Below are 20,727 nucleotides of genomic sequence, written 5' to 3' on the forward strand. Positions count from 1 at the left end.
GATGATAGTAGCTCTAGGGCGTCTTTCGATTCAGGACTAGCTCTCATACACGAGGTTATTGAGCGGCGTACACACTAGAGGATATCTCGAGACGTCCAAGAAATGATTCTAATATAGAAGGGAGGTCTCTTACATGAGATTATTTGTTGGTTTAGATGTAAGTTCGTTTGATATGAAAGCTTGCTTTTTAAATGGTGACGGAGAAAAACTGGATTCTTTTTCGGTCAGTAATGACCTACCAGGAGCTACTATACTCAAAGAAAAATTATTACAGTGTGTTGCAGGTAAAGAGGTCGACATCCTTAAGATTGGTTTAGAATCCACCTCTGTTTACAGCTTTCATCCTTCTATGTTTCTTCACCATGATATAGATTTACAGCGTTTTGGAGCAAAAGTATTTCTCCTAAACCCAAAGCAAATCGCAAATTTTAAGAAAAGCTATTCTGACATGAATAAAACCGATGAGATTGATGCCTTTGTCATTGCTGATTACTTACGATTTGACCGTAATCAAATGTCTATCGTAAAAGAAAGCCAGTACGTGGCACTGCAGCAATTAACAAAATCACGCTACCAACTCGTCAAAATGTTAGCGAAAGAAAAACAACACTTTCTTCAACACCTAAGTGTTAAATATAATACATTTTCACAAGAAGTGGATTCTTCTGTATTTGGTACCGCTACGATGGAACTCTTCCTTGAAAAATTTAGTTTAGAGGATCTTGCCAATATGTCTTTGGAAGAACTCGCTGAGTTCCTACAGGAAAAAAGCAGAAACTTATTAGCAGGTGTAGCGATTTTATTAAAAAGATTATAGACAACTTCTAAGGCACGCTTACGACGTTCTGCGTTCTTCACGCCACCGTATACGAGCAGAAGCTCAACATTTTCCACCGCAGAGAGACGCGGCAGTCAATTAAAATGCTGGAATACAAAGCCGATATATTTCATTACGAATTAAAGCGAGCTTTGACTCGTCTGCTATTAAGATATTCACATCATTCAGCATATATTCGCCTTCTGTTGGACGATCTAAATAACCAATAATATTCATAAGCGTTAACTTACCGGAACCAGAAGGTCCCATAATCGAAACAAACTCACCACTCTGAATCGTTAAAGGCGCACGGCAACATCGCCATCAAGCTAAGGAAACTGAGATACCCCAAAACCGAAAAAATGGGGTATCTCCTTTTTATATATCTAGTTCTATTTCTTTGTTCATACAACAAAATTTATACTTTTTTCCGCTATTACAGGAGCAATTCTCATAAATGTTTTCTGGCCGTTTATAATCTTTGAGGGCTCTTTTTAAATCTGATATATCTTCATTGAATTCCAATCCCACGATATAGTAGAAATTATGTGCATCACAAATGGTAGCTACTTTATGTGCCTTTTCTTTAGACGAAACCTTTACAATGATTGGATGTTCTTTCGAACCTAATGGGTACATAGTTGTTTTCCTCTTTTCTTTTTATCTCTATTGTATAAAATGTAAAGAAAAATGGAGGAGAATTTATGAAGAAATTATCAAATTTTAAAGAATTTCGTTTACTTGCAAAGGAATTACAACATGTATTTTCATCAAACTTTTTAACACATTTAGCGAAAGAAACACAGTTTGTTCAACGTACAAGTAAATTTAAAGCACAAGGGGTATGACACATGCCCATCAACTTAAGGCTTTTTACTACCCCAAAGTACAAAAAAACGTTATTCTTTCTTAATAATCTATGAGAAAGGGTGACGTTTTTTATGAATCTCTTGCTTCAAGAGGAGTTACAACCATTTGCAGAAGAATTACAGCGCTATATCACACCTGATTTTTTGGAAGAACTAGCAAGAGAGATGAAATTTGTAAAAAGAAAACGCAAATTTTCAGGGGCAGATTTAGCTACCATTTGTATTTGGATTAGCCAAAGGGTGGCCAGTGATTCTTTAGTCCGATTATGTAGTAGGCTTCATGCAGTTACAGGTACTGTACTTAGCCCGGAGGGCTTAAATAAACGATTTAATGAAAAATCAGTGTTATTTTTAAAACATATCTTTTCTTTGTTATTACAACAAAAAATCTGTGAACAGACTCACATTTCTAATCAACTTCTTGCTCATTTTCAACGCATTCGCATCATGGATGCCACCATGTTTCAGGTACCTAATACGTTGGAGCATATATACCCTGGTTCAGGTGGATGTGCGCAAACAGCTGGAATCAAAATTCAATTAGAATATGATTTACATAGTGGACAATTTCTTAATTTTCAAGTGGGGCCTGGAAAAAATAATGATAAAACATTCGGCACAGAATGTTTAGATACGTTACGACCAGGCGATTTATGTATTCGTGATTTAGGGTATTTTTCATTAGAGGATTTAGATCAAATGGATCAACGGGGAACATATTTTATTTCACGCTTAAAGTTAAATTCAAATGTATATATCAAAAATCCTAATCCTACATTTTTTCATAATGGTGCACTCAAAAAACAGACAGAATATGTAAAAATCAACTTGCAAATGATGATGGAGCGCTTGTTACCTGGTGAAACTTATGAAGTAGGTAATGTTTATGTAGGAGATCAAAAAGTTTTGTTTGCCCGACTCGTTCTGTATCGTCTAACAGAAAAACAATTACGAGAACGACGAAAAAAACAAATGGAAAGTGAAAAGAAAAAAGGAAAACCATATTCGAAAAAAAGTAAAATATTATCTGGGTTGAATGTATATGTAACTAACACTCCGTGGGAGTGGGTTTCGATGAAGCAAGTCCATGAACTATACTCTTTACGTTGGCAGATAGAAATAGTTTTTAAAACGTGGAAATCATTGTTTCATATAGATCATTGTCGCACTGTTAAACAAGAACGAATAGAGTGCCATTTATACGGGAAACTGATTGCTATTTTCTTATGTTCTTCTACCATGTTTAAAATGCGCCAACTTTTGTTACAGAAGAAGCAAAAAGAATTAAGTGAATATAAAGCGATTGGAATGATTCAAGATCATCTATTTCTCCTCTATCAAGCCATACAAAACACCCAAGAGATAACAAAGTTTCTGGTTCACCTGTTCCACCTTCTAGAGAAAAACGGGCGGAAATCTCACAGATATGAGAAGAAAACTGTCTTTGATATCATGGGTGTCCATTATGAGTATAGTATAGCTAGAGCACAAAAGAAAGCTGCATAATTTAAAAAACAAAACTCGTTAGAGTTTATTTCGCATGCGGATTTTTAAGAACAATCAATCTGTTGAACAGTTTATAACCCTTTTGAAGGGAATTTCAGTTTATTTGTTCTCTTAAGTTGATGGGCATGACCTCACCATACCATTTCGTCTAAATTGTACGTTTAGACACAATTTGGACGAAACTAACCAATTCTCTATACATTAAGAAGACGAAACACTTGCGCTTTTTAGAAAGAGAACAAAAATAATAAAATTTTAGTCTTACATTTCATTATGCAACATATATATAATATGGGAGGTTCCTGTTCCTCCCGTTGCACCTATGAAAAGTAGAGCCATATTTATACGTATATAAATATGGCTCTACTTTTATTATTTTTGTACATAATATAATTTTGAAAAAGGTGATACATATGAATCTTTTAAATGCAAATGTTTTATTTGTTCAATCTGGTATTCCTTTTTATTATCCATCAATAGAAATGTCTATATATAATGCTCTTCAAAAAGTAGTACAAGTCGTTACAATGGTTTCCAGTAAAGAGGTTATAAAAACAGCAATCAAAACAAAACCGGATTTTATTCTTGTTCTACACGGCTTACATCCAGATTTCAATCATGATGTCATTCCTATGTTAAATCATTATGGATATAAAACAGGAATATGGTTAACAGATGATCCGTATTATTCCGATCTTACACAACACGTTGTGCCTCAGTATGACTATGTATTTACACCGGATACTGGAATCATCGACTTTTATCAGGAATTAGGCTGTAGTCATGTATATTATGTCCCTCTAGCCTCTGATTCAAGTGTATATAAACCGAATCTTGAATACTTCTCTTATAAGTACGATATAAGTTTTTTAGGTACCGCATTTGAAAATCGCTTGTCTTTTATTGATTCAATTGCAGACTATCTAAAGCAAAAAAACACATGTATTGTAGGATATGGTTGGGAGAAACTTAAACATTATGAATCATTAAAAGATAAAATTAAGTTACTACCATTTGCAACGTATGAGGAGAGTTTACAGTATTATACTTCCTCTAAAATTAATGTAAATATGCATCGCTCCACACAGGATCAAACATTAAATCGTAACTCTTTACAAATTGAAGCGCATTCTATTAATAATCGTACATTTGAAATTGCAAGTTCATGTGCGTTTCAATTAACAGATGTACGGTGTAACCTTGCGGCACATTACACACTAGGTACGGAAATAGAAACGTTTCATTCTCCTACAGAATTTATTACAAAATCAGAGTATTATTTAAAACATGAAAAAGAACGGTTGCAAATTGCAATGAATGGATATAAAAGAACATTACGAGAACATACTTATAATCATCGGATACGTCAATTATTGGATCACATTAATATATAAAAAGGAGAAAACCGTGATGTCAAATTCAAATGCATCTAACGTTATAATTGCACAAGGACGTATACCACATTTTCAAAAAGATTTCCCTCTCATTTTATTTTGGAGTCAAAAAAGTGGTTGTACCTCCCTTGCACATTGGTTTTTTTATCAGATTAATGAATTAAAAACTGCATTCAAATATCATTCTTTTATTCATAATTACGAGTATGAGGTATATAAAGTAGCACCCACCGGTTCTGGTGCAAAGAATATAATACTTGTGCAATGAATTTTTAAATCTTGGACATACTGATACTATTACTCTACAAAGGGGATGTGATCAGTATGAAAAAGGACAATTTGTTTAAATGGAAGCATTATCAACCAGATATCATTCTATTAACTGTTCGTTGGTACCTGCGGTACAATCTAAGTTTTCGAGATTTGGTGGAAATGATGGAAGAACGAGGATTAACCTTATCCCATACAACGATTATGCGTTGGGTCCATCAATACGGACCGGAACTAGATAAACGGATCCGACGTCATCTGAAACAAACAAATGATTCATGGCGAGTGGATGAAACATATATAAAAGTAAAAGGGCAATGGATGTATTTATACCGTGCGGTTGATTCTGAAGGAAATACGATTGACTTCTATCTCAGTAAATCTAGAAACCATACGGCTGCAAAGCGATTCTTCAAGAAGGCTTTGCGGTCTTTTCATGTTTCAAAACCTCGTGCAATCACAGTTGATAAAAATCCCGCCTATCCCATTGCTATCAGAGGGTTGAAGAAAAAGAAAAAAATGCCGTTAGACATTCAAATTAGGCAGATAAAATATCTAAATAACATCGTAGAGCAAGACCATCATTTCATTAAAAAACGTATACGCTCTATGTTAGGACTTAAATCTTTTCGCACAGCCACATGTATTCTTGCAGGAGTAGAAGCCATGCATATGATAAAAAAAGAACAGATTGATTTACGGGATCAGTCTGTTCAAAATCAAAAACAATTCATTCATCAATTATTTGGATTAACAGCGTAAAGAACGGTTCCGGTAGGAATCCTCATTGGTTTTTGGAATGTATCCCTTATTTGCACCAGAACCAATTTTGGGAAACTTCGTTTCAAAACGGAGCAAGACCAACAAATTTGGAATGAATGTAGTAGACTACTCACCAACTGTATTATTTACTACAATGCAAGTATATTATCAACTATATTAACGAAATCTCAAAATAAAGGTATTGAGATGAATATATTAAAGTATATTTCACCAGTTGCTTGGCAACATATTAATTTTTATGGACGATATGAATTTAGCAACTCACCCACAGTAATAAATTTGGAAACAATCTTGGAAAGTATCAATGAAGAAGAAATGTTGGTTCTGGTGCAACAATAGTGGAATGTGAAAAAAGAATAGAAGATTCCTAACGGAATGGAACTTTATGCTGTTAAACCAAAGAGTTCATTGATAAGATATATCTGCTTTTGGACAGACTTCTCCCCTTGGAGAGTTTGTCCTTTTTTGATCATATGCATAGCTTCTATTCCAGTAATCATTTTTATAGCTGTAGGGAATGATTTCAATCCTAGCATATTCCGAATCCGTTTTTTGATAAACCGATGATCTTGCTCAATGATATTGTTTAAGTATTTTTTTACACGAAGTGGTATACCGTGTGGTATACACTTTTCTTCCTTTAGTTCACGTACTGCAACAGGATAGGCTTTATCGCCATCAGCAGTTATCGAACGAGGTTTTGTGGCATGAACAGAAGCCAAGGCTTTCTTTAGAAAACGTTTGGCAGCCTTCGCATCTCTTTTACGACTTAAATAAAAATCAATCGTGTTTCCTTCAGAATCAATCGCGCGATATAAGTACATTTTCTCTCCTTTGATTTTGATGTATGTTTCATCCACACGCCAAGAATCATTGGTTGGTTTCAAATGTTTTCGAATACGCTCATTTAATTCTGGTCCATATTGATGCACCCATCGCATAATTGTTGTATGTACTAAGAATAATCCTCTTTCCTCCATCATTTCCACTAAATCACGAAGACTTAAGTTGTACCGCAGGTACCAACGTACGGTTAATACAATGATATCAGGCTGATACTGTTTCCATTTGAATATATTTTCTTTTTCCATACTGATCACACACCTTTTTTTAGTAATAGCACCAGTATTGCCAAGTTTGAAAGAGCATTTTCAAATCATTTCGCTTTTTTGCACCAGAACCTTTATTTGAGCAGCTTAAGAAAAATGAAGTTACAGTAGCAGGAGCAAATCAGGAAGCGTTAGACCCAGTTGTAACAGGTGCGAAAGATATGGTCATTGCGGGTGTTGATTATATGACGTATAGCGCAAAAGCAAAGGGTGAACCTGTTGATATCGTATATCCAAAAAGCGGAACAGTTATTAGCCCACGTGCAGCTGGGATTATGAAGGATAGTAAAAATGTTGAAGGTGCAAAAGAGTTTATTGATTATTTATTATCCGATGATGTACAAAAACAAGTTTCTAAAGCGTATTTATTGCCTGGTAGAACAGATATAAAAGCTGAAAATAGACCAAATGTAGAAGAGATTCCAGTATTAAATATTGATTGGAAAACAGTTGAGAAAGAGCAAGATGAAATAGGAAAACAATTTAAGAAAGTATTTCAATAAGATGGTGATTCCATGGTAAATCGATTCGTATCAGTAAGACAAGTTGGAATGACGGTAGCGTTATTACTTGTGGCGATGTTAATCGTCATTCCACTTTTTCTTATTTTATTTTCTAGTGTATATGAAAATAGCAGTTGGAACTTTTTAAAGCCTTTTGAAGTGATGCAGAGTGGTGGATTAGCGGGGATTTTTCTAAATTCGATGCTTCTAGGTGTACTCGTTGTAATAGGTGCTACAATATTTGCATTTCCATTGGCATTTATTATGAGCAAAACAGATGTAGGAAAGTATAGTAAGTTAGATATTGTTTTTATGATTCCATTTATGACACCGCCGTATATTGGATCGATGGGCTGGATTTTGTTCATGCAACCTAACGGCTATTTTGAACAATTTTTCCCGATGCTAAAGACAGTTTCATCATCGTTTTTTAGTTTAGGAGGTATGGTATTAATTATGAGTCTGCATTTATTCCCATTCCTTTATTTCATGCTGAAAAACACGTTACTTCAGATTGGGAGTAGTAAAGAAGAAGCTGCAGCAGTTCATGGCGGAAGTTTTTTCTATCGTTTAAGAAAAATAATATTGCCGTTATTAGTATCAAGTTATGTAATGGGTGCTTTACTCATTTTCGTAAAGACGATTGCTGAATTTGGAACACCGGCTACATTCGGACGTAGAATAGGATTCCACGTGTTAACATCAGAAATCCATAAATTTATTTCGAGTTGGCCAATTGATTTTAGTAGTGCAACAGCATTATCTTCTTTATTACTTAGTGCTTGTATGCTCATTTGGTATATGCAAAATGTATTGAATCGAAAGTATTCATATGCAATAGTTAGTGGAAAAGGTGTGAAATCTAAAAGATATACTTTGTCTATATTTACGCGCGTTGTAGCATGGATGTATGTAATTGGTTTATTAATCGTATCAATTGGAATTCCATACTTTTCTATACTTATTGCTTCTTTGTCAAAATTAAGAGGCGGCGGTTTACATGTAAATAATTTTACAACAAGCCATTATGAGGCATTGTTTACAATGGGATCTCCAGGATTAGAGGCTTTATGGAATAGTTTTCTTTTTTCACTCGTAACAGCGATTATTGCGGTAATGATTGGAGTCTTTTTGGCACTTATGATTCGAAAGGGGAAAAAAACCTCTGAAAAATGGCTTGATATGTGCGGTATGTTACCGAATATGGTACCAGGAATTATTATGGTTGTAGGTCTTATTCTATTTTGGAATTCACCATATATGCCTATGTCAATTTATAATACACCAATCATGGTTATCATAACGTATGTTGTTCTGTTTTTACCTTACACGGTGCAATATGTAAAATCATCACTCGGACAAATTGATGATTCTCTCATGCAGGCAGGAAGTGTTTTTTCTGGAAATTATATTTATATTTTTAGAAAAATAATATTGCCTCTTATTATCCCAGGTATTCTTGCTGGATGGGCGATGACATTTACAATTTCGATAAGAGAGTTAGTAGCATCGCTTCTCGTATTACCTCCATCAGTAGAAACGTCAGCAACGTTTATTTTTGCCCAATTTGAACAGGGTGAAGTATCTATAGGCATGGCGATGGCTGTTGTTTCTGTTGGACTTACAACAATATGCTTATTACTGCTACAACATATGGAGCAAAAACGAAAAGGGGTAGTATGATGAGAGTGGAAGTATGGGGAGGAGCAGGAGAATACGGTCGCTCCTGCTATTTTGTAAAAAATAAAGAGACGAAAATAGTATTTGATTGTGGTATTAATCGATCTTATGAGGATAGTTATCCAAAAATAGAGAGAGAAGCTGTTCCATTTTTAGATGCGGTATTTTTATCACATATTCATGAAGATCATACGATGGGTTTACCTTTATTAGCGAAGTATGGCTATAAGAAAAAAATTTGGACGACTCGTTATACGAAGGAGCAACTGCCGTTATATTATGAAAAATGGAGAAACTATAATGCGATGCAAGGGTGGAATTTACCTTATAGCGACCAACATATAAAAGATTTAAATTATGTATGTATTGATGAGATTAGTAATCCAAATGAATGGATACAAATTACTCCTACATTGCGGTTTCAATGGGGATATAGTGGGCATGTATTAGGAGCTGTTTGGTTTTTAGTTGATATGTGTAATACATACGGTATTTTATTCAGGCGACTATTCAGCAGATTCTAATATACTACGAGCTAATTTACCTGAGAAATTGGGCTACAATATAAAAATCGCAATTGTGGATGCCGCTTATCACACAGAGGATGTTTCGCAAAATGAACGTGTAAACGAACTATGTGCAGAAATTGAACGAGTTATGCAAAATAAAGGAATAGCATTATTACCGCTTCCACAACTTGGTAGGGCGCAAGATATAGTATTGTATTTATATGAACGATATAAAGAATTTCCGCTTATAGTGGATAAAGAAATTTTGGCTGGATTTGAAGAGATGTTCGTATATAAAGATTGGATAAAAAATAATGAAGAATTTAAATGGATTATGGAGAGTTTAAAAAGAAACATAATAGTGATGGATAATGACATTAGTATGCAAAATAGTTACGGAATAGTTGTAATGAGTGATGCGAATATGCAAACGAAACGAGCGCAGTTATATTATGAACAACTTCGGAATGAAAAGCGAAATGCCGTTATTTTTACTGGGCATATTGCGAAAGGGAGTTTTGCAGAAAAAGTTATGAAAGAGCATGTAAGGAATACATGTAGGGTGAATCGAGTTGCGTATAAAGTTCACCAAAGTATAAGAGACGTTAAAGAGATGTTAAATACATTATTACCAGAACATACGGTGCTAGTGCACGCTTTGAAAGAGGATACGGATCGATTACAACAAAAGCTAAGTACAGCAGGATATGAAAATGTATATTCACTTGCAATGGAACGTATAGAAGTCATTTGAAATGTAAAGGGGATAGGTATATGAAAAAAGTATTTGTATTCGTAAGCATTTTCTTTTGTTGTTTCCTTTATAACGTTAAGGAAGGGTTTGCAGCTAGTCCAATGAAACCTAGTTTTGAAGTGAAGTTATTATTGAAGCCAGAACAAGTATTAGGTGATAACAAAGAGATGAAGCAAGAGGTACTAGAACATTTCCAGGCTGGTACAAAATATGAAAGAATACAAGTGCAATTTTTAGATACTGCGAATAAAAGTTTAAGCGAGGAAGGTTGGTTTGCTAGAATTCGAAAGAAAGAATTTAGTAAAGATTTTGAACTAACATATAAAAAAAGATATCCTATTCCAAATGGTGTAATTCAAGATGCACTAGAAGTAGCTAAAAAAGAAGGATTCGATAGTAATACGGATAGTTATGAGGCGGAAATAGATTGGGGATTTGAGAAGAAAACATTAAGCATTTCAAATAAGAAAAGTTACAGTGCTAAAGGATATGGAATACTTGATTTACCAAATAAACAAGCTGCTCAAAACATGTTAATAGAAAAATTACCAGGGAAAATGAACAAATGGTTGTATACAAATTGGGGAGAAGAGATGTTAAAGAATTCCCGTATTTACGGTCCTGTATTAATGAAACGATATACAGGAGAGTTTGAAAACATAAAAGCAAATATTGAAATTTGGCCATTAAGTAATATAGGAAAATTAGAAGATGACTTCGTAATAGAAGTGTCATTTAAAACAAATGAAGAAAGTATTGCGACAAAACAAAGGGAATTATTAATGGCGAGTTTAGAGAAAAAAGGCTGGTTGTTACCGAAAGATAGTTTGAAGACAGAGCTTATTTTTCAGTAAATAGTAAAAAGGAATCCATATGCCATGGATTCCTTTTTATATATGAGTATTAAGCTAAATCAGCTGACACGAACATATCACTATTTTGAAGGTTTTTAGAGCGTAAACTATACGCAACTACCTTCTTTTTATATTGTTTTACAACATCAACATGCTCTTCATGACTATAAATATAAAATGTAAAATCTTTTTTACCACGTTTTGCATTGATAATTAAAGGAGTGCCTTCATTATGGGGTGGTGCATAATAGCGATCTAAAAATAAACCTTCGTTAAAATCATGAATAATTTTTGATTTCTGTTCGCCTACTAAGTTATTTCCGTTCATTGTAACAGTCACATTCTCTTCTTCGAGTTGTGGATGTGTTTCAAAGCGACTAATAATGGATTCAATAACAGAGTTAGGAAGGCTAGAAACGATAATTTTAAATGCTCCAAATACAACTAACATTACAATAAACCAAGTCGTCATAGTATATCATCCCCTTTATTCTATTTAATAATATAACTCATATGGTAATAGTACATATGGTGAAGTTTTGTATAATTTGTGAAAAATATGCCATTTTCACGAACGAAATGTTAGAAAAATCAATTTTGTTACAAAAAGTTGAAATCGAAGTATTTTAAAAGAAAAAGGTTTATAATAAAAATATAACTAATAACCACATTACTAATTATAAGGAAGTGTAACTATGAGTACTGTAGCAATCGTATATGGTATTATTCTTTCCACAATTATTGTTTTGTTTTTTGTTGGGGTTTCACGTTATATTCATAAATGGAAAGAAGGCGTTGCGAAATTAAATCACATTGAAGAAGAACTTAGTGATTTAATGTTACATCATGGTAAGTAAACATTTATTTTTTAACTAAAAAATGTGAAGGATATCACAAAGTATGCTTTCCTAATGAAGGCATGTTTTTTTGTTGTTTAAGAAAAGAAGTGTTTTTGTATAAATAATCTAATTATTACTTAAAAAGGGAAATTTATTTAGTATAATATATAATATGTTTATTTTAGGGGGAGTATCATGAGGGGATTAAAAGTTGTTGGAATTATAGCTGGAATTACTATAGTAGGCTGTATAGCTTTCTTTTCAGTGAAGGAATATGTCAATTCCAAAGAAGACTCTAATTATGTGCTAAATTACATAAAAGAACATAAGGATGATAAAACAACTTCTTTAATTGTTAAAAGAAATGGTGAAACATTGACATCAATAAATGAAAAAGAAAAACTACCGCTAGCAAGTATGTCGAAAATCATTATAGCAATTGAATATGCTAAGCAAGTAGATGAAGGGAAAATAAGAAAAGACGAGCAAATTTCATTGAAAGAATTAGAAAAATACTATGTGAAAAATACTGATGGTGGTGCACACCCTGCATGGCTAGATGATGTAAAAGTTAAAGAGTTAGTGAAGGGTGGTCAAACTTCTTTAGAAGAAGTAGTGAAAGGAATGATCCATTATAGTTCGAATGCGAATGCATCATATTTATTAGACAAGCTTGGAGCAACGCGGATAAATGAAAGTTTGAAAGAGTTAGGCTTAAATAGTCACGATGAATTTTATCCAACGTATACAGGGGCATTATATATGAGGGGCTATGTTGAAAAAGAACTGCATATTCCTCAAAATAAAGCATTGGACAAGCTACGTAATATGTCTAATGATGAATATGTTAAGCATGTATGGCAAATACATGAATGGATGAAAGACGAGAAAGAATGGACAAAACGCGAGATATCTTTAAAAGCCGATATGGACTTTCAGCGTATTTGGTCAGATCGGTTTATAGGTGCAAATGCGAAGGATTACATGAGTTTACTGGAAAAGATAAATAGCAGAAATTATTTTACACCACAAATGCAAGGTGAGATTGAGAATATATTTAAAGGAACCGTAGGAGAGGGTATGTTCGAATTTGCTGGACAGAAAGGTGGTTCTACTGCATTTGTATTAACAAATAGTTTCTATGGTACTGATAAAAAAGGGAATAAGATTGAGATTGTCTTTATGATGAACAATTTGAGTGAAAAAGCATTTGAAAAGCTTCTAAGTAATATGGATTACTTTATTCGAGATATTGTCATAAGTGAGGAATTCAGAAATAAATTATAATGAAATAATTTTATTATGTAAACAAAGGGGCACTTATGAAAAGTGCTTTTTTGTAATACAGGATTTTCCAATCTTATTATTGAATATAAATTGAAAATAAGAAAGGAGGTTGAAAAATGACAACAATATATTTCGTTCGCCATGCCCATTCTACATATACAAAAGAAGAACGGGAACGACCTTTATCTGAAAAAGGGCACTGTGATGCAGAGAATGTCACACATTTATTAAAAGATAAACATATTGATGTTGTTATTTCTAGTCCGTACAAAAGAGCAATCCAAACTGTACAAGGAATTGCGAATACATATAAATTATCAATACAAACAGAAGAAGATTTGCGTGAAAGATTATTGAGTACAGAGCCAGTATCAAATTTTAATGATGCTATGCAGAATGTGTGGGAAGATTGGAGTTTTGCATACGAAGGCGGAGAATCGAATGATATCGCACAAAGGCGCGCTGTAATATGTATGCAAAATATATTAAAACAATATGAAGGTAAGAATATTGTAATAGGTACGCATGGAAATATTATGGTATTACTCATGAATTATTTTAATTCGAAATATGATTTTGAGTTTTGGAAAACACTTCATATGCCTGATGTGTATAAATTAAATTTTGATAAAAATCGTTTCATTTCTGCTGAAAGAATAGAGAAAACAGGTCATCGGTTAAATATTTTGTAAAAGTTTATCAAAAAAAGAGGAAAGAGAGAAGTTATTGTAGAAGTATGACTTTGTAACATAAAAAATATATGTTAAAGGAGGCTGTTTACATGTTTGAGAAAGAGAAAGAAGGGCTTATTGAAGTTCAAAACGTATATGAAATTGCACCAGAAGATGGAACAATCATTGGTATGGCAACGGAAGAAGAAATGGAAATTGCTGCTGAACTAGAGTTACAGTACTATGCCCATTCTCGTTTGTTAGAAGCAAATATTCAGTTAGACGGTTCCTCCTACAAAGAGTTACTTCAGGAGTTCCAGGAGTACGAAAGAAAATCAATGAGCTTTTGGCGAGCGATACATAAACGTTTAGCTGTACCATGGGCGTGGGTACTACGTATTGATGTTGCGAATGGCCCTATATATGTAAGTAATGGAAGTTCATATTACGAAGAAATCGATGATGAAGAAGATTATGAATAGATAAGTAAGGAAGCAGCTTTAGTTGCTTCCTTTTTTTATTTGTAAGAAATGAATCGCCTCAATAATAATATCTGGTCGATCATTTTCTATACCGTGACTAGCATGTTCGGCAAGAATATATTGGCTGTTAGTTGAGAGGTGTAATTGTTCGTGAATTAGTTCTTGCCACATTGCTTCAAGTTGTGTTGCTTCCTCTTTTGGCATGCCACCATTAGTCAATTGAGTAATAGAATATTGAGGATCTCTACCGATAACGATTAATGGTATTTCTAATGTTTTACATATCTCTTTTAGTGAGAGAGCACAGTTTTTCCACTCCGATAGTTCAGAAGCTGTCGCTTTATATAATGAAGGCGAGGTAGAGAATTCAATTTGCTGTTTTGATTGATCGGTGAGAATAGGTTTTAGTTCGTTATAAAGTGTGTCTACATCCATTTTTGAATACATATTATATTTTTGAAACCAAACATCATCAGAATCAGTTTGATCAGAAATTGGTAAATGAAGTTCATCTAAACGGTGTAAGTTCATCGAAGTAGAATCAACTAAAATAAGTGCTTGCAGCTTATCTTCATGTAACATCGCAAAATGTTGTGCACATAATCCTCCATAGGAATGACCGATTAGAATAAATGGTTCTTGAATAGCTAGTTTGTTTAGTAACATATGTAGCTCTTTTGTAACTTGCCTTATTGTACGCGGCTGATTGCCTAAATCACTTTTTCCGTAACCTGGGCGATGGTATGAAACAACTGTAAAGTGCTCTGAAAGCTTTTCTATAATAGGAAACCAATCATAAAATGAGCAAGTCATTCCGGTTTGAATGACTACAGTTTGTTTACCATCTCCTTTTATATGTACTTCTATATTTTGCCCCATTATTTCTACAAATTTATGAATGTTAATTCCTCCTAAGCTTGAAATAATTTTTGACAAGCAAAAACGATACACCAAACACCTATACCAAGTAGGACAGATGTACTAAGTGTAAATGAATTTTTTAAACCAATATAGACAATAAATAATAGTAGTGCTGATGCGGGGAATCCATATAATACCCCTAAAGCAAATTGACTCAATTCTTGTTTATTTCCGCCTTCGAATGAAATCCAAAATAAACTAAGTAAACTCACGAGAGGAAGGGCAGCAATAAAGCCACCTATCGTACTGTAATGTTTAGCGACTTCAGTGATAACGCCGATAATAAGTGCCGAAACGATTATTTTAACGAGGAAATGCATATTTTGCCTCCTTCGCTAATAAGGAAAATGCTTTTTCAATTAATTGTTGTTCTTCTGTTGATAACTGTGATTCTAATATTTTTATCTTTTCTTTATCTAGTAAAGTATGTTTTTCTAATACTTCAATTCCTTCAATTGTTAATGTAAGGTTTACCACTCTTTCATCTTTTTTATTTCTCTCTTTAACGATGAAACCCTTTTGAATAAGGCGTTTTATATGTTCAGATGCTGTGTTATGAGAAAGACTAAGCTCAGTAGCGACTTTTCCAATTGTTATATCTTTCTCACGAGAAACGATTTGTAAAATACGAATTGCTTGGTGGGAAAGGTTGTCCTCGTATTCGTATCGTAAGTGATAATAAATGCTCTCCCAATGTTGATTAATGTTGTACATAATAATAAATCTCCTTTTTATATCGTATAGTAAGATATATTCGTGATTTCAGAAATAAAACCCTTTTATTTGGATAAAAAATGTTGAAAAAGTTTATTTTTATTGAAATATAAGGTAATCTATGTGTAAAGGTATACATTTAGCAAGAGAGAGGATGATAGCTGTGAATACATTCAAATGGATTAGTCATGAACAGATGTATGTAGATGAAATACATGTTGAAAAATGTGGTCCTCTTTCAGTCGGCGTATATGGGGGAAATCAAGAGAGTGATGCATATGAACGAGGAGATGCGGTGCTGGCTTGGTGGGATCCAGAATTACAATTTGAATTTGTTATGATTTTTGATACACATCACAAAACAAAAAATATAGATTATATAATAGAAGCGATTTCGGAAAGAAAAGAAAAACTAAAAGAGTTATTCTCATATCCAATACATTTAGCTTTCCATCATACACATATGTACTTATTAGCGTTATTTACAGATGAGTTATTTATTAAAAAGTGTGATCAAGATGATGAGGAACTCGCTTGCTTAATTTGTTTACGAAAAGGCGAATTTTTATATTGGTTATCAGTTGGTGATTGTTTCGCGTATTTATTCCATTCTGAGAAAACGAAAAATGGAAAAGGGCGATTAAATAAACGGAAGAATTACGAATATATTGGCAGGAAAAATATTTTTGCAGCAAATACACCTTGCTTTACGTCAGGGGTAAGAGGATTAGAAAAAGGAATGAATCACATTGTAATGGCAACGGACGGTATTTTAGAGTGTGACAAACGAAGGTTTGATGATGATCAATCTTTAGTAGAAATATTACACGACGGAAATAGCTTGCAGATTGAGCCCGTATTAACAAATGTACTGCAGTGGAAAGGTAGAGACTGTGCCACGATTATTGGATGGTCTATTGATACTGATAATAAACAATGTGCTAATTAGTATAAAAGGAGTTCAAGGTTTTTATCCTTGAACTCCTTTTTGTTAAGCAATATGGATGTGATATGTTTTTAACCATTCATTTACTTGTAGCATATACTCCATGGCACTTCTTGCTTCAAAATTGTTAATCTCTTTATTACTTTGATCAGCAATTGAAAGTAAGATGGAATGGTTAATAAGTGAGAAAATAGGATTGTTTTTATTGCTACACATATCAAGTGTTAAATTACGGATTGTTTGTAAGTAGTGTGGATCTTGTGAAGTTGGATAAGCGCTTTTTCTTCTATTACGTACATCGTCAGGTAAAGCTGGTTGTAGTGCTCTACGTAAAATGCCTTTTTCAATATTATCAATACTTTTTATGTTGAAAGGAACATTCCATAAATATTCAACTAATCTATAATCGCAAAACGGTACACGAACTTCAAATCCAACAGCCATACTCATACGATCTTTACGGTCAAGTAAGAAAGGAAGGAATCGTGTTAAAAATAAATAAAACATTTGGCGTTGTTTCGCGGATTTTTTACTTTCCCCTTCAAGAGTAGGTACTTCAAGTATCGCTTCTTGGAATCGTGTATCAATATAGTTTTCTAGATTACATTGGTTACTTACTTCATTTAGTAGAAGAGGAGATGTATTTTTCCAATTTGTTAGCCAAGGAAACTTATCTACATATAGTAATTCTTCTTGATGAAACCAAGGGTATCCACCGAATACTTCATCAGCCGATTCACCGGATAAAGCTACGGTCGCATCTTTTTTCATTTCGCAAAATAGTAAATATAGTGAAGTTTCCATTTCACCAGCACTCGGTAAATCTTTCGCATGAAGGGGAACGAATAAGTGATTTGCTAATTCTTCAGCATTCACAATAATATCATGATGCGCTGTCCCTACATGTTCAGAAACGCGTTTTACCCAAGGAGCGTCTAAACCAGTGCGAGCAAATGTCAGCTCGAAATCTTTTGCACTATTTACAAAGTCAACGGAATACGTATGAAGTGTTTTATTTTCCGCAGCAAATTCTTTACCCGCAAGTGCAGTAATACCGCTAGAGTCTAATCCGCCTGATAACATACAAACGAGAGGAACATCGGCAATTAATTGTCTTTTTACTGTATCTTGTAAAATAGATAAAATATGCGAAGATGTATCTTCTATAGAGTCTGTATGGAACTTACTTTCTAAATTCCAATACTTCGTAACTACTTTTTTATGACGTGTAAATGTTATAGAATGTCCAGCACGTACTTCTTGAATATGTTTAAAGACGCCACATCCTGGAGTGCGAAATAAGCCTAATCCAAATATTTCATTTATTCCACCCGCATCAAGTTCAGCAGGGACAGATGGATGCGCTAATAATGCTTTAATTTCAGAGCCGAAAATAATACTGTCATTTCTTTCTGTGTAAAAGAGTGGTTTTACACCTAAATGATCTCGTGCTAAAAACAATTGTTGCTTCTGATCATCCCATAAGGCAAAAGCGAAAATTCCGTTTAAATATCGCACGCAGTCTTCTTTCCATTCTAAATAAGCATGTAGTAATACTTCTGTATCTGAATGGGTTTCAAATGCATGCCCACATTTTTGAAGCTGCTCTTTAAGTTCACGGAAATTATAAATTTCTCCATTATAGGTAAGAGCATACGTATAATCACCAGCACGGAATGTCTTCGGCTGTGTCCCGCCTTCTGGATCAATTACAATTAAACGCCGGTGTGCAAAGGCCGCATGAGGTGAAAACCAAAATCCTTCAGCATCTGGACCACGATGCTCAATACTATTTGCCATCTTTTTTAAAATAACATGTTGATTTGAAAGGTCTTCCTTCCAATCTACCCAACCTGTAATTCCACACATACACATCTCATCTCCTAAATTAAAATAGTAGATTAACGAAATAAAATGTACACTAAGTTAAAAAGTGACTATATAAATAGTGTACTACATGAATTAAATTACAGACTTGAGAAAATTTTCTTTGAACGCATAGTTATGTGAGACAATGGCTAAGGGAAAGTATTCCATTACATACAAAAAATAAAAAGATGAGAGAAAAAATTTTCTCAGACGTTATATAGGGTGTAAAAGCTTTTACAAAACAATAAGGGGAATCGCTACATGAAATCAAATGAGAAAAATTATATAAAAAGATTACAGCGGCAAAAAGAAGATGCGCTAGAATTTGTTGTCGATACATATTTACCACTCATAAAGGGAATCACGCATAAAGTTCTTTTTCCAGTTCAAAATGATGGATTGATAGAGGAATGTGTAAATGATATTTTCCTATCTATTTGGAATAATGCAAATAAGTTTCATGGAGAGCCGAGTGATTTTAAAAAGTGGATTGCAGCGATTGCAAAGTTTAAAGCAATTGATTATTACCGGAAATCTACTAAAACAGTAGAAATCATTTCAGATGAGCTTCATATCAGTACAGAAAAATCAGCAGAAGACGAATTAATCGTTATGGAAGATAGGGAAGAATTATTGAAGCTCATTAATCAATTAGAACCGCTAGATCAAAAGGTGTTCATTATGAAATATTTACTTGGTATGAAGACAGAGGAAATAGGTGACAAGTTAGGATTAACTCGGGCAGCAATTGATAATCGAGTGTACCGTGGGAAAAAGAAACTACAACAAAATGCTACGAATATTAGTTTTGGAGGTAGTGCAATATGAAAGACATTTATGAACTATTAAATGATATTGATATAGACGAAAAAGAACTAGAAGAAATTGAGGCTTCTGAAATTGAAAAGGAAAAAGTAAAACGAAATGTAAAACAATCGATACGTACGAAGAAAAAGATGAAAAGTTGGAAAAAAGGTGTGGCTGCTGCATCTATTTTAGTAGGATTATCAGTTGCAACACTCGGTATCGGATTTCCTACATATGCGGGGGGATTGCCAATTGTAGGGGACATATTCCGATTTTTAGATAATGGTAGAACAGGGTTATATGAAAATTATAAAGAGTTTTCGACTGAGTTGAATATGACAAGGGAGAGTAATGGGGTTAAGGTTACAATTAATGATGCTGTGTTCGATGGTAGAACAATCACAATCACATACTCTATTGAGAGTGATAAAGATTTAGGTGAGAAGCCAAATATATTTGGATATCCGCAGGTGATGGGGTTTAATGGCGGGGGAGGAAGCTCTCAAGTAACAAAAGTTGGAGAGAAAAAGTACGTAGGTATGACTACGATGAGTGGTAATAGTAGTAAAAGGTTAGATGTTGCAAACGTTTGGTGGAATATGGAAGAGATTGAGTTGGATTATAAAGGTAATTCAATTAAGGGGAATTGGAACTTCGCACTTAGTTTAAAAGCAATGGAGAGTAAAGAAGTAAAGGTTAATAGGGTTTCTGAAAATGAATTAATAAAAGTAAATATAGACAAAATGGAAGTAACTCCGATGTCATTTATCGTTTTTTTCAATCAGGAAGAATCTAAAGTATTAAGAAGTATATGGGATAGCGCTGATGTGGAATTAGAAATAAAAGATGATTTAGGAAATAAATATGCTGGTGAAGGAAATGGCGGAACTAGTACAGTAGCCGAACCGCACAAAAGTAGTTGGAGTTCTACATTCCAAAAGTTAAACGAAAATGCAACAAAGCTTATCGTTACACCTCGTGTACACTTGCGAGTTCATACACCTGAAAATCATGGTGGAGTAGAGTATGTGAATGGAAAAGAGAAGAAAATAGAAGTGCCGAAAAAAGAAGCGAAGAGTAAAGATATTGTGTTAGATGATATCGTCATTGATTTAAAGAAATAAAAAAAAGACTGCCTAAAAC

General features: G+C 33.8%; 21 protein-coding genes and 6 pseudogenes. 19 read left to right on the top strand and 8 right to left on the bottom strand.

The window, feature by feature from the left end:
- Positions 1-133 precede the first annotated feature (133 nt).
- A pseudogene (locus AC3WVZ_RS07330) lies at positions 134-778 on the top strand (IS110 family transposase); the annotation flags it as partial.
- A 38-nt stretch (positions 779-816) separates the two neighbouring features.
- On the opposite strand, the pseudogene AC3WVZ_RS07335 reads toward AC3WVZ_RS07330, so the two are convergent.
- Positions 817-1,120: pseudogene (locus tag AC3WVZ_RS07335) on the bottom strand (ATP-binding cassette domain-containing protein); the annotation flags it as partial.
- A gap of 75 nt (positions 1,121-1,195) precedes the next feature.
- Positions 1,196-1,456: a DNA-binding protein gene (locus AC3WVZ_RS07340; protein WP_078188090.1), complete on the bottom strand. Its 261-nt coding sequence runs from the start codon at positions 1,454-1,456 to the stop codon at positions 1,196-1,198.
- Positions 1,457-1,521: 65 nt separating this feature from the next.
- On the opposite strand from AC3WVZ_RS07340, the gene AC3WVZ_RS07345 reads away from it, so the two are divergent.
- The 6 genes and pseudogenes from AC3WVZ_RS07345 to AC3WVZ_RS07370 form a co-directional block, all read left to right on the top strand.
- Positions 1,522-1,665, top strand: a complete 144-nt coding sequence (locus tag AC3WVZ_RS07345; protein ID WP_176116727.1) for a hypothetical protein — start codon at positions 1,522-1,524, stop codon at positions 1,663-1,665.
- 93 nt (positions 1,666-1,758) lie between these two features.
- On the top strand, positions 1,759-3,192 hold the full coding sequence (locus tag AC3WVZ_RS07350; protein WP_233936233.1) for an IS4 family transposase: 1,434 nt from the start codon (positions 1,759-1,761) through the stop codon (positions 3,190-3,192).
- Positions 3,193-3,605: 413 nt separating this feature from the next.
- Positions 3,606-4,586 (top strand): CgeB family protein, encoded by a 981-nt coding sequence (locus tag AC3WVZ_RS07355; protein ID WP_233936235.1) that lies wholly within the window; start codon positions 3,606-3,608, stop codon positions 4,584-4,586.
- A 16-nt stretch (positions 4,587-4,602) separates the two neighbouring features.
- Positions 4,603-4,806, top strand: a pseudogene (locus tag AC3WVZ_RS07360) (sulfotransferase family 2 domain-containing protein); the annotation flags it as partial.
- A 104-nt stretch (positions 4,807-4,910) separates the two neighbouring features.
- The gene (locus AC3WVZ_RS07365; protein ID WP_233936236.1) at positions 4,911-5,618 is read left to right on the top strand and encodes an IS6 family transposase; all 708 of its coding nucleotides are present in this window, start codon (positions 4,911-4,913) and stop codon (positions 5,616-5,618) included.
- Between the two features lie 63 nt (positions 5,619-5,681).
- Positions 5,682-5,978 (top strand): annotated as a pseudogene (locus AC3WVZ_RS07370) (Tn3 family transposase); the annotation flags it as partial.
- A gap of 44 nt (positions 5,979-6,022) precedes the next feature.
- Here the strand turns inward: AC3WVZ_RS07370 and AC3WVZ_RS07375 are convergent.
- Entirely contained in the window at positions 6,023-6,730 is a 708-nt protein-coding gene (locus AC3WVZ_RS07375; RefSeq protein WP_100910607.1) for an IS6 family transposase, read from the bottom strand.
- A 92-nt stretch (positions 6,731-6,822) separates the two neighbouring features.
- On the opposite strand from AC3WVZ_RS07375, the pseudogene AC3WVZ_RS07380 reads away from it, so the two are divergent.
- The 4 genes and pseudogenes from AC3WVZ_RS07380 to AC3WVZ_RS07395 all read left to right on the top strand — a co-directional run.
- Positions 6,823-7,251, top strand: a pseudogene (locus tag AC3WVZ_RS07380) (extracellular solute-binding protein); the annotation flags it as partial.
- 12 nt (positions 7,252-7,263) lie between these two features.
- Positions 7,264-8,934 (top strand): ABC transporter permease, encoded by a 1,671-nt coding sequence (locus AC3WVZ_RS07385; RefSeq protein ID WP_205172289.1) that lies wholly within the window; start codon positions 7,264-7,266, stop codon positions 8,932-8,934.
- Positions 8,931-10,194, top strand: a pseudogene (locus AC3WVZ_RS07390) (MBL fold metallo-hydrolase). The gene AC3WVZ_RS07385 and the pseudogene AC3WVZ_RS07390 overlap by 4 nt, the downstream one beginning before the upstream one ends.
- A gap of 20 nt (positions 10,195-10,214) precedes the next feature.
- A complete protein-coding gene (locus AC3WVZ_RS07395) occupies positions 10,215-11,048 on the top strand; it encodes a hypothetical protein (RefSeq protein ID WP_000755313.1) in 834 nt (277 codons plus the stop codon).
- A gap of 49 nt (positions 11,049-11,097) precedes the next feature.
- Here AC3WVZ_RS07395 and AC3WVZ_RS07400 read toward each other — a convergent pair whose 3' ends face one another.
- Entirely contained in the window at positions 11,098-11,520 is a 423-nt protein-coding gene (locus AC3WVZ_RS07400) for a YfmQ family protein (protein WP_000214581.1), read from the bottom strand.
- Positions 11,521-11,561: 41 nt separating this feature from the next.
- On the opposite strand from AC3WVZ_RS07400, the gene AC3WVZ_RS07405 reads away from it, so the two are divergent.
- From AC3WVZ_RS07405 to AC3WVZ_RS07425, 5 genes are all read left to right on the top strand, one after another.
- A complete protein-coding gene (locus tag AC3WVZ_RS07405) occupies positions 11,562-11,678 on the top strand; it encodes a hypothetical protein (RefSeq protein WP_001987133.1) in 117 nt (38 codons plus the stop codon).
- Between the two features lie 65 nt (positions 11,679-11,743).
- A complete protein-coding gene (locus tag AC3WVZ_RS07410) occupies positions 11,744-11,905 on the top strand; it encodes a hypothetical protein (protein WP_000108701.1) in 162 nt (53 codons plus the stop codon).
- A gap of 177 nt (positions 11,906-12,082) precedes the next feature.
- Positions 12,083-13,174, top strand: a complete 1,092-nt coding sequence (locus AC3WVZ_RS07415) for a serine hydrolase (protein WP_001214670.1) — start codon at positions 12,083-12,085, stop codon at positions 13,172-13,174.
- A gap of 116 nt (positions 13,175-13,290) precedes the next feature.
- On the top strand, positions 13,291-13,866 hold the full coding sequence (locus tag AC3WVZ_RS07420; RefSeq protein WP_000208265.1) for a histidine phosphatase family protein: 576 nt from the start codon (positions 13,291-13,293) through the stop codon (positions 13,864-13,866).
- A gap of 89 nt (positions 13,867-13,955) precedes the next feature.
- The gene (locus tag AC3WVZ_RS07425) at positions 13,956-14,327 is read left to right on the top strand and encodes a hypothetical protein (RefSeq protein WP_000461779.1); all 372 of its coding nucleotides are present in this window, start codon (positions 13,956-13,958) and stop codon (positions 14,325-14,327) included.
- A gap of 18 nt (positions 14,328-14,345) precedes the next feature.
- Here the strand turns inward: AC3WVZ_RS07425 and AC3WVZ_RS07430 are convergent, their stop codons facing one another.
- Genes AC3WVZ_RS07430 through AC3WVZ_RS07440 form a run of 3 tightly spaced genes read right to left on the bottom strand, consistent with a single transcriptional unit; the run spans position 14,346 to position 15,962 of the window.
- The gene (locus tag AC3WVZ_RS07430) at positions 14,346-15,278 is read right to left on the bottom strand and encodes an alpha/beta fold hydrolase (protein ID WP_205172271.1); all 933 of its coding nucleotides are present in this window, start codon (positions 15,276-15,278) and stop codon (positions 14,346-14,348) included.
- Complete coding sequence (locus AC3WVZ_RS07435; protein ID WP_000545608.1) at positions 15,239-15,568, bottom strand: DUF3147 family protein; 330 nt, start codon at positions 15,566-15,568, stop codon at positions 15,239-15,241. The genes AC3WVZ_RS07430 and AC3WVZ_RS07435 overlap by 40 nt, the downstream gene beginning before the upstream one ends.
- Positions 15,552-15,962: a MarR family winged helix-turn-helix transcriptional regulator gene (locus tag AC3WVZ_RS07440; RefSeq protein ID WP_000282376.1), complete on the bottom strand. Its 411-nt coding sequence runs from the start codon at positions 15,960-15,962 to the stop codon at positions 15,552-15,554. The genes AC3WVZ_RS07435 and AC3WVZ_RS07440 overlap by 17 nt, the downstream gene beginning before the upstream one ends.
- 121 nt (positions 15,963-16,083) lie before the next feature.
- Here AC3WVZ_RS07440 and AC3WVZ_RS07445 point away from each other — a divergent pair, with 121 nt between their 5' ends.
- On the top strand, positions 16,084-16,911 hold the full coding sequence (locus AC3WVZ_RS07445) for a PP2C family serine/threonine-protein phosphatase (protein ID WP_002040904.1): 828 nt from the start codon (positions 16,084-16,086) through the stop codon (positions 16,909-16,911).
- Between the two features lie 42 nt (positions 16,912-16,953).
- Here the strand turns inward: AC3WVZ_RS07445 and asnB are convergent, their stop codons facing one another.
- Positions 16,954-18,777: an asparagine synthase (glutamine-hydrolyzing) gene (gene asnB, locus AC3WVZ_RS07450; protein WP_000333931.1), complete on the bottom strand. Its 1,824-nt coding sequence runs from the start codon at positions 18,775-18,777 to the stop codon at positions 16,954-16,956.
- A gap of 261 nt (positions 18,778-19,038) precedes the next feature.
- On the opposite strand from asnB, the gene AC3WVZ_RS07455 reads away from it, so the two are divergent.
- Both AC3WVZ_RS07455 and AC3WVZ_RS07460 read left to right on the top strand, forming a co-directional pair.
- Entirely contained in the window at positions 19,039-19,605 is a 567-nt protein-coding gene (locus tag AC3WVZ_RS07455; protein WP_063220016.1) for a sigma-70 family RNA polymerase sigma factor, read from the top strand.
- Positions 19,602-20,708, top strand: coding sequence for a DUF4179 domain-containing protein (locus AC3WVZ_RS07460; RefSeq protein ID WP_044306863.1), 1,107 nt, complete (start codon positions 19,602-19,604; stop codon positions 20,706-20,708). Before AC3WVZ_RS07455 ends, AC3WVZ_RS07460 begins: the two co-directional genes overlap by 4 nt.
- Positions 20,709-20,727: the final 19 nt, after the last annotated feature.

Source organism: Bacillus sp. CPT56D-587-MTF (genome assembly GCF_058792335.1).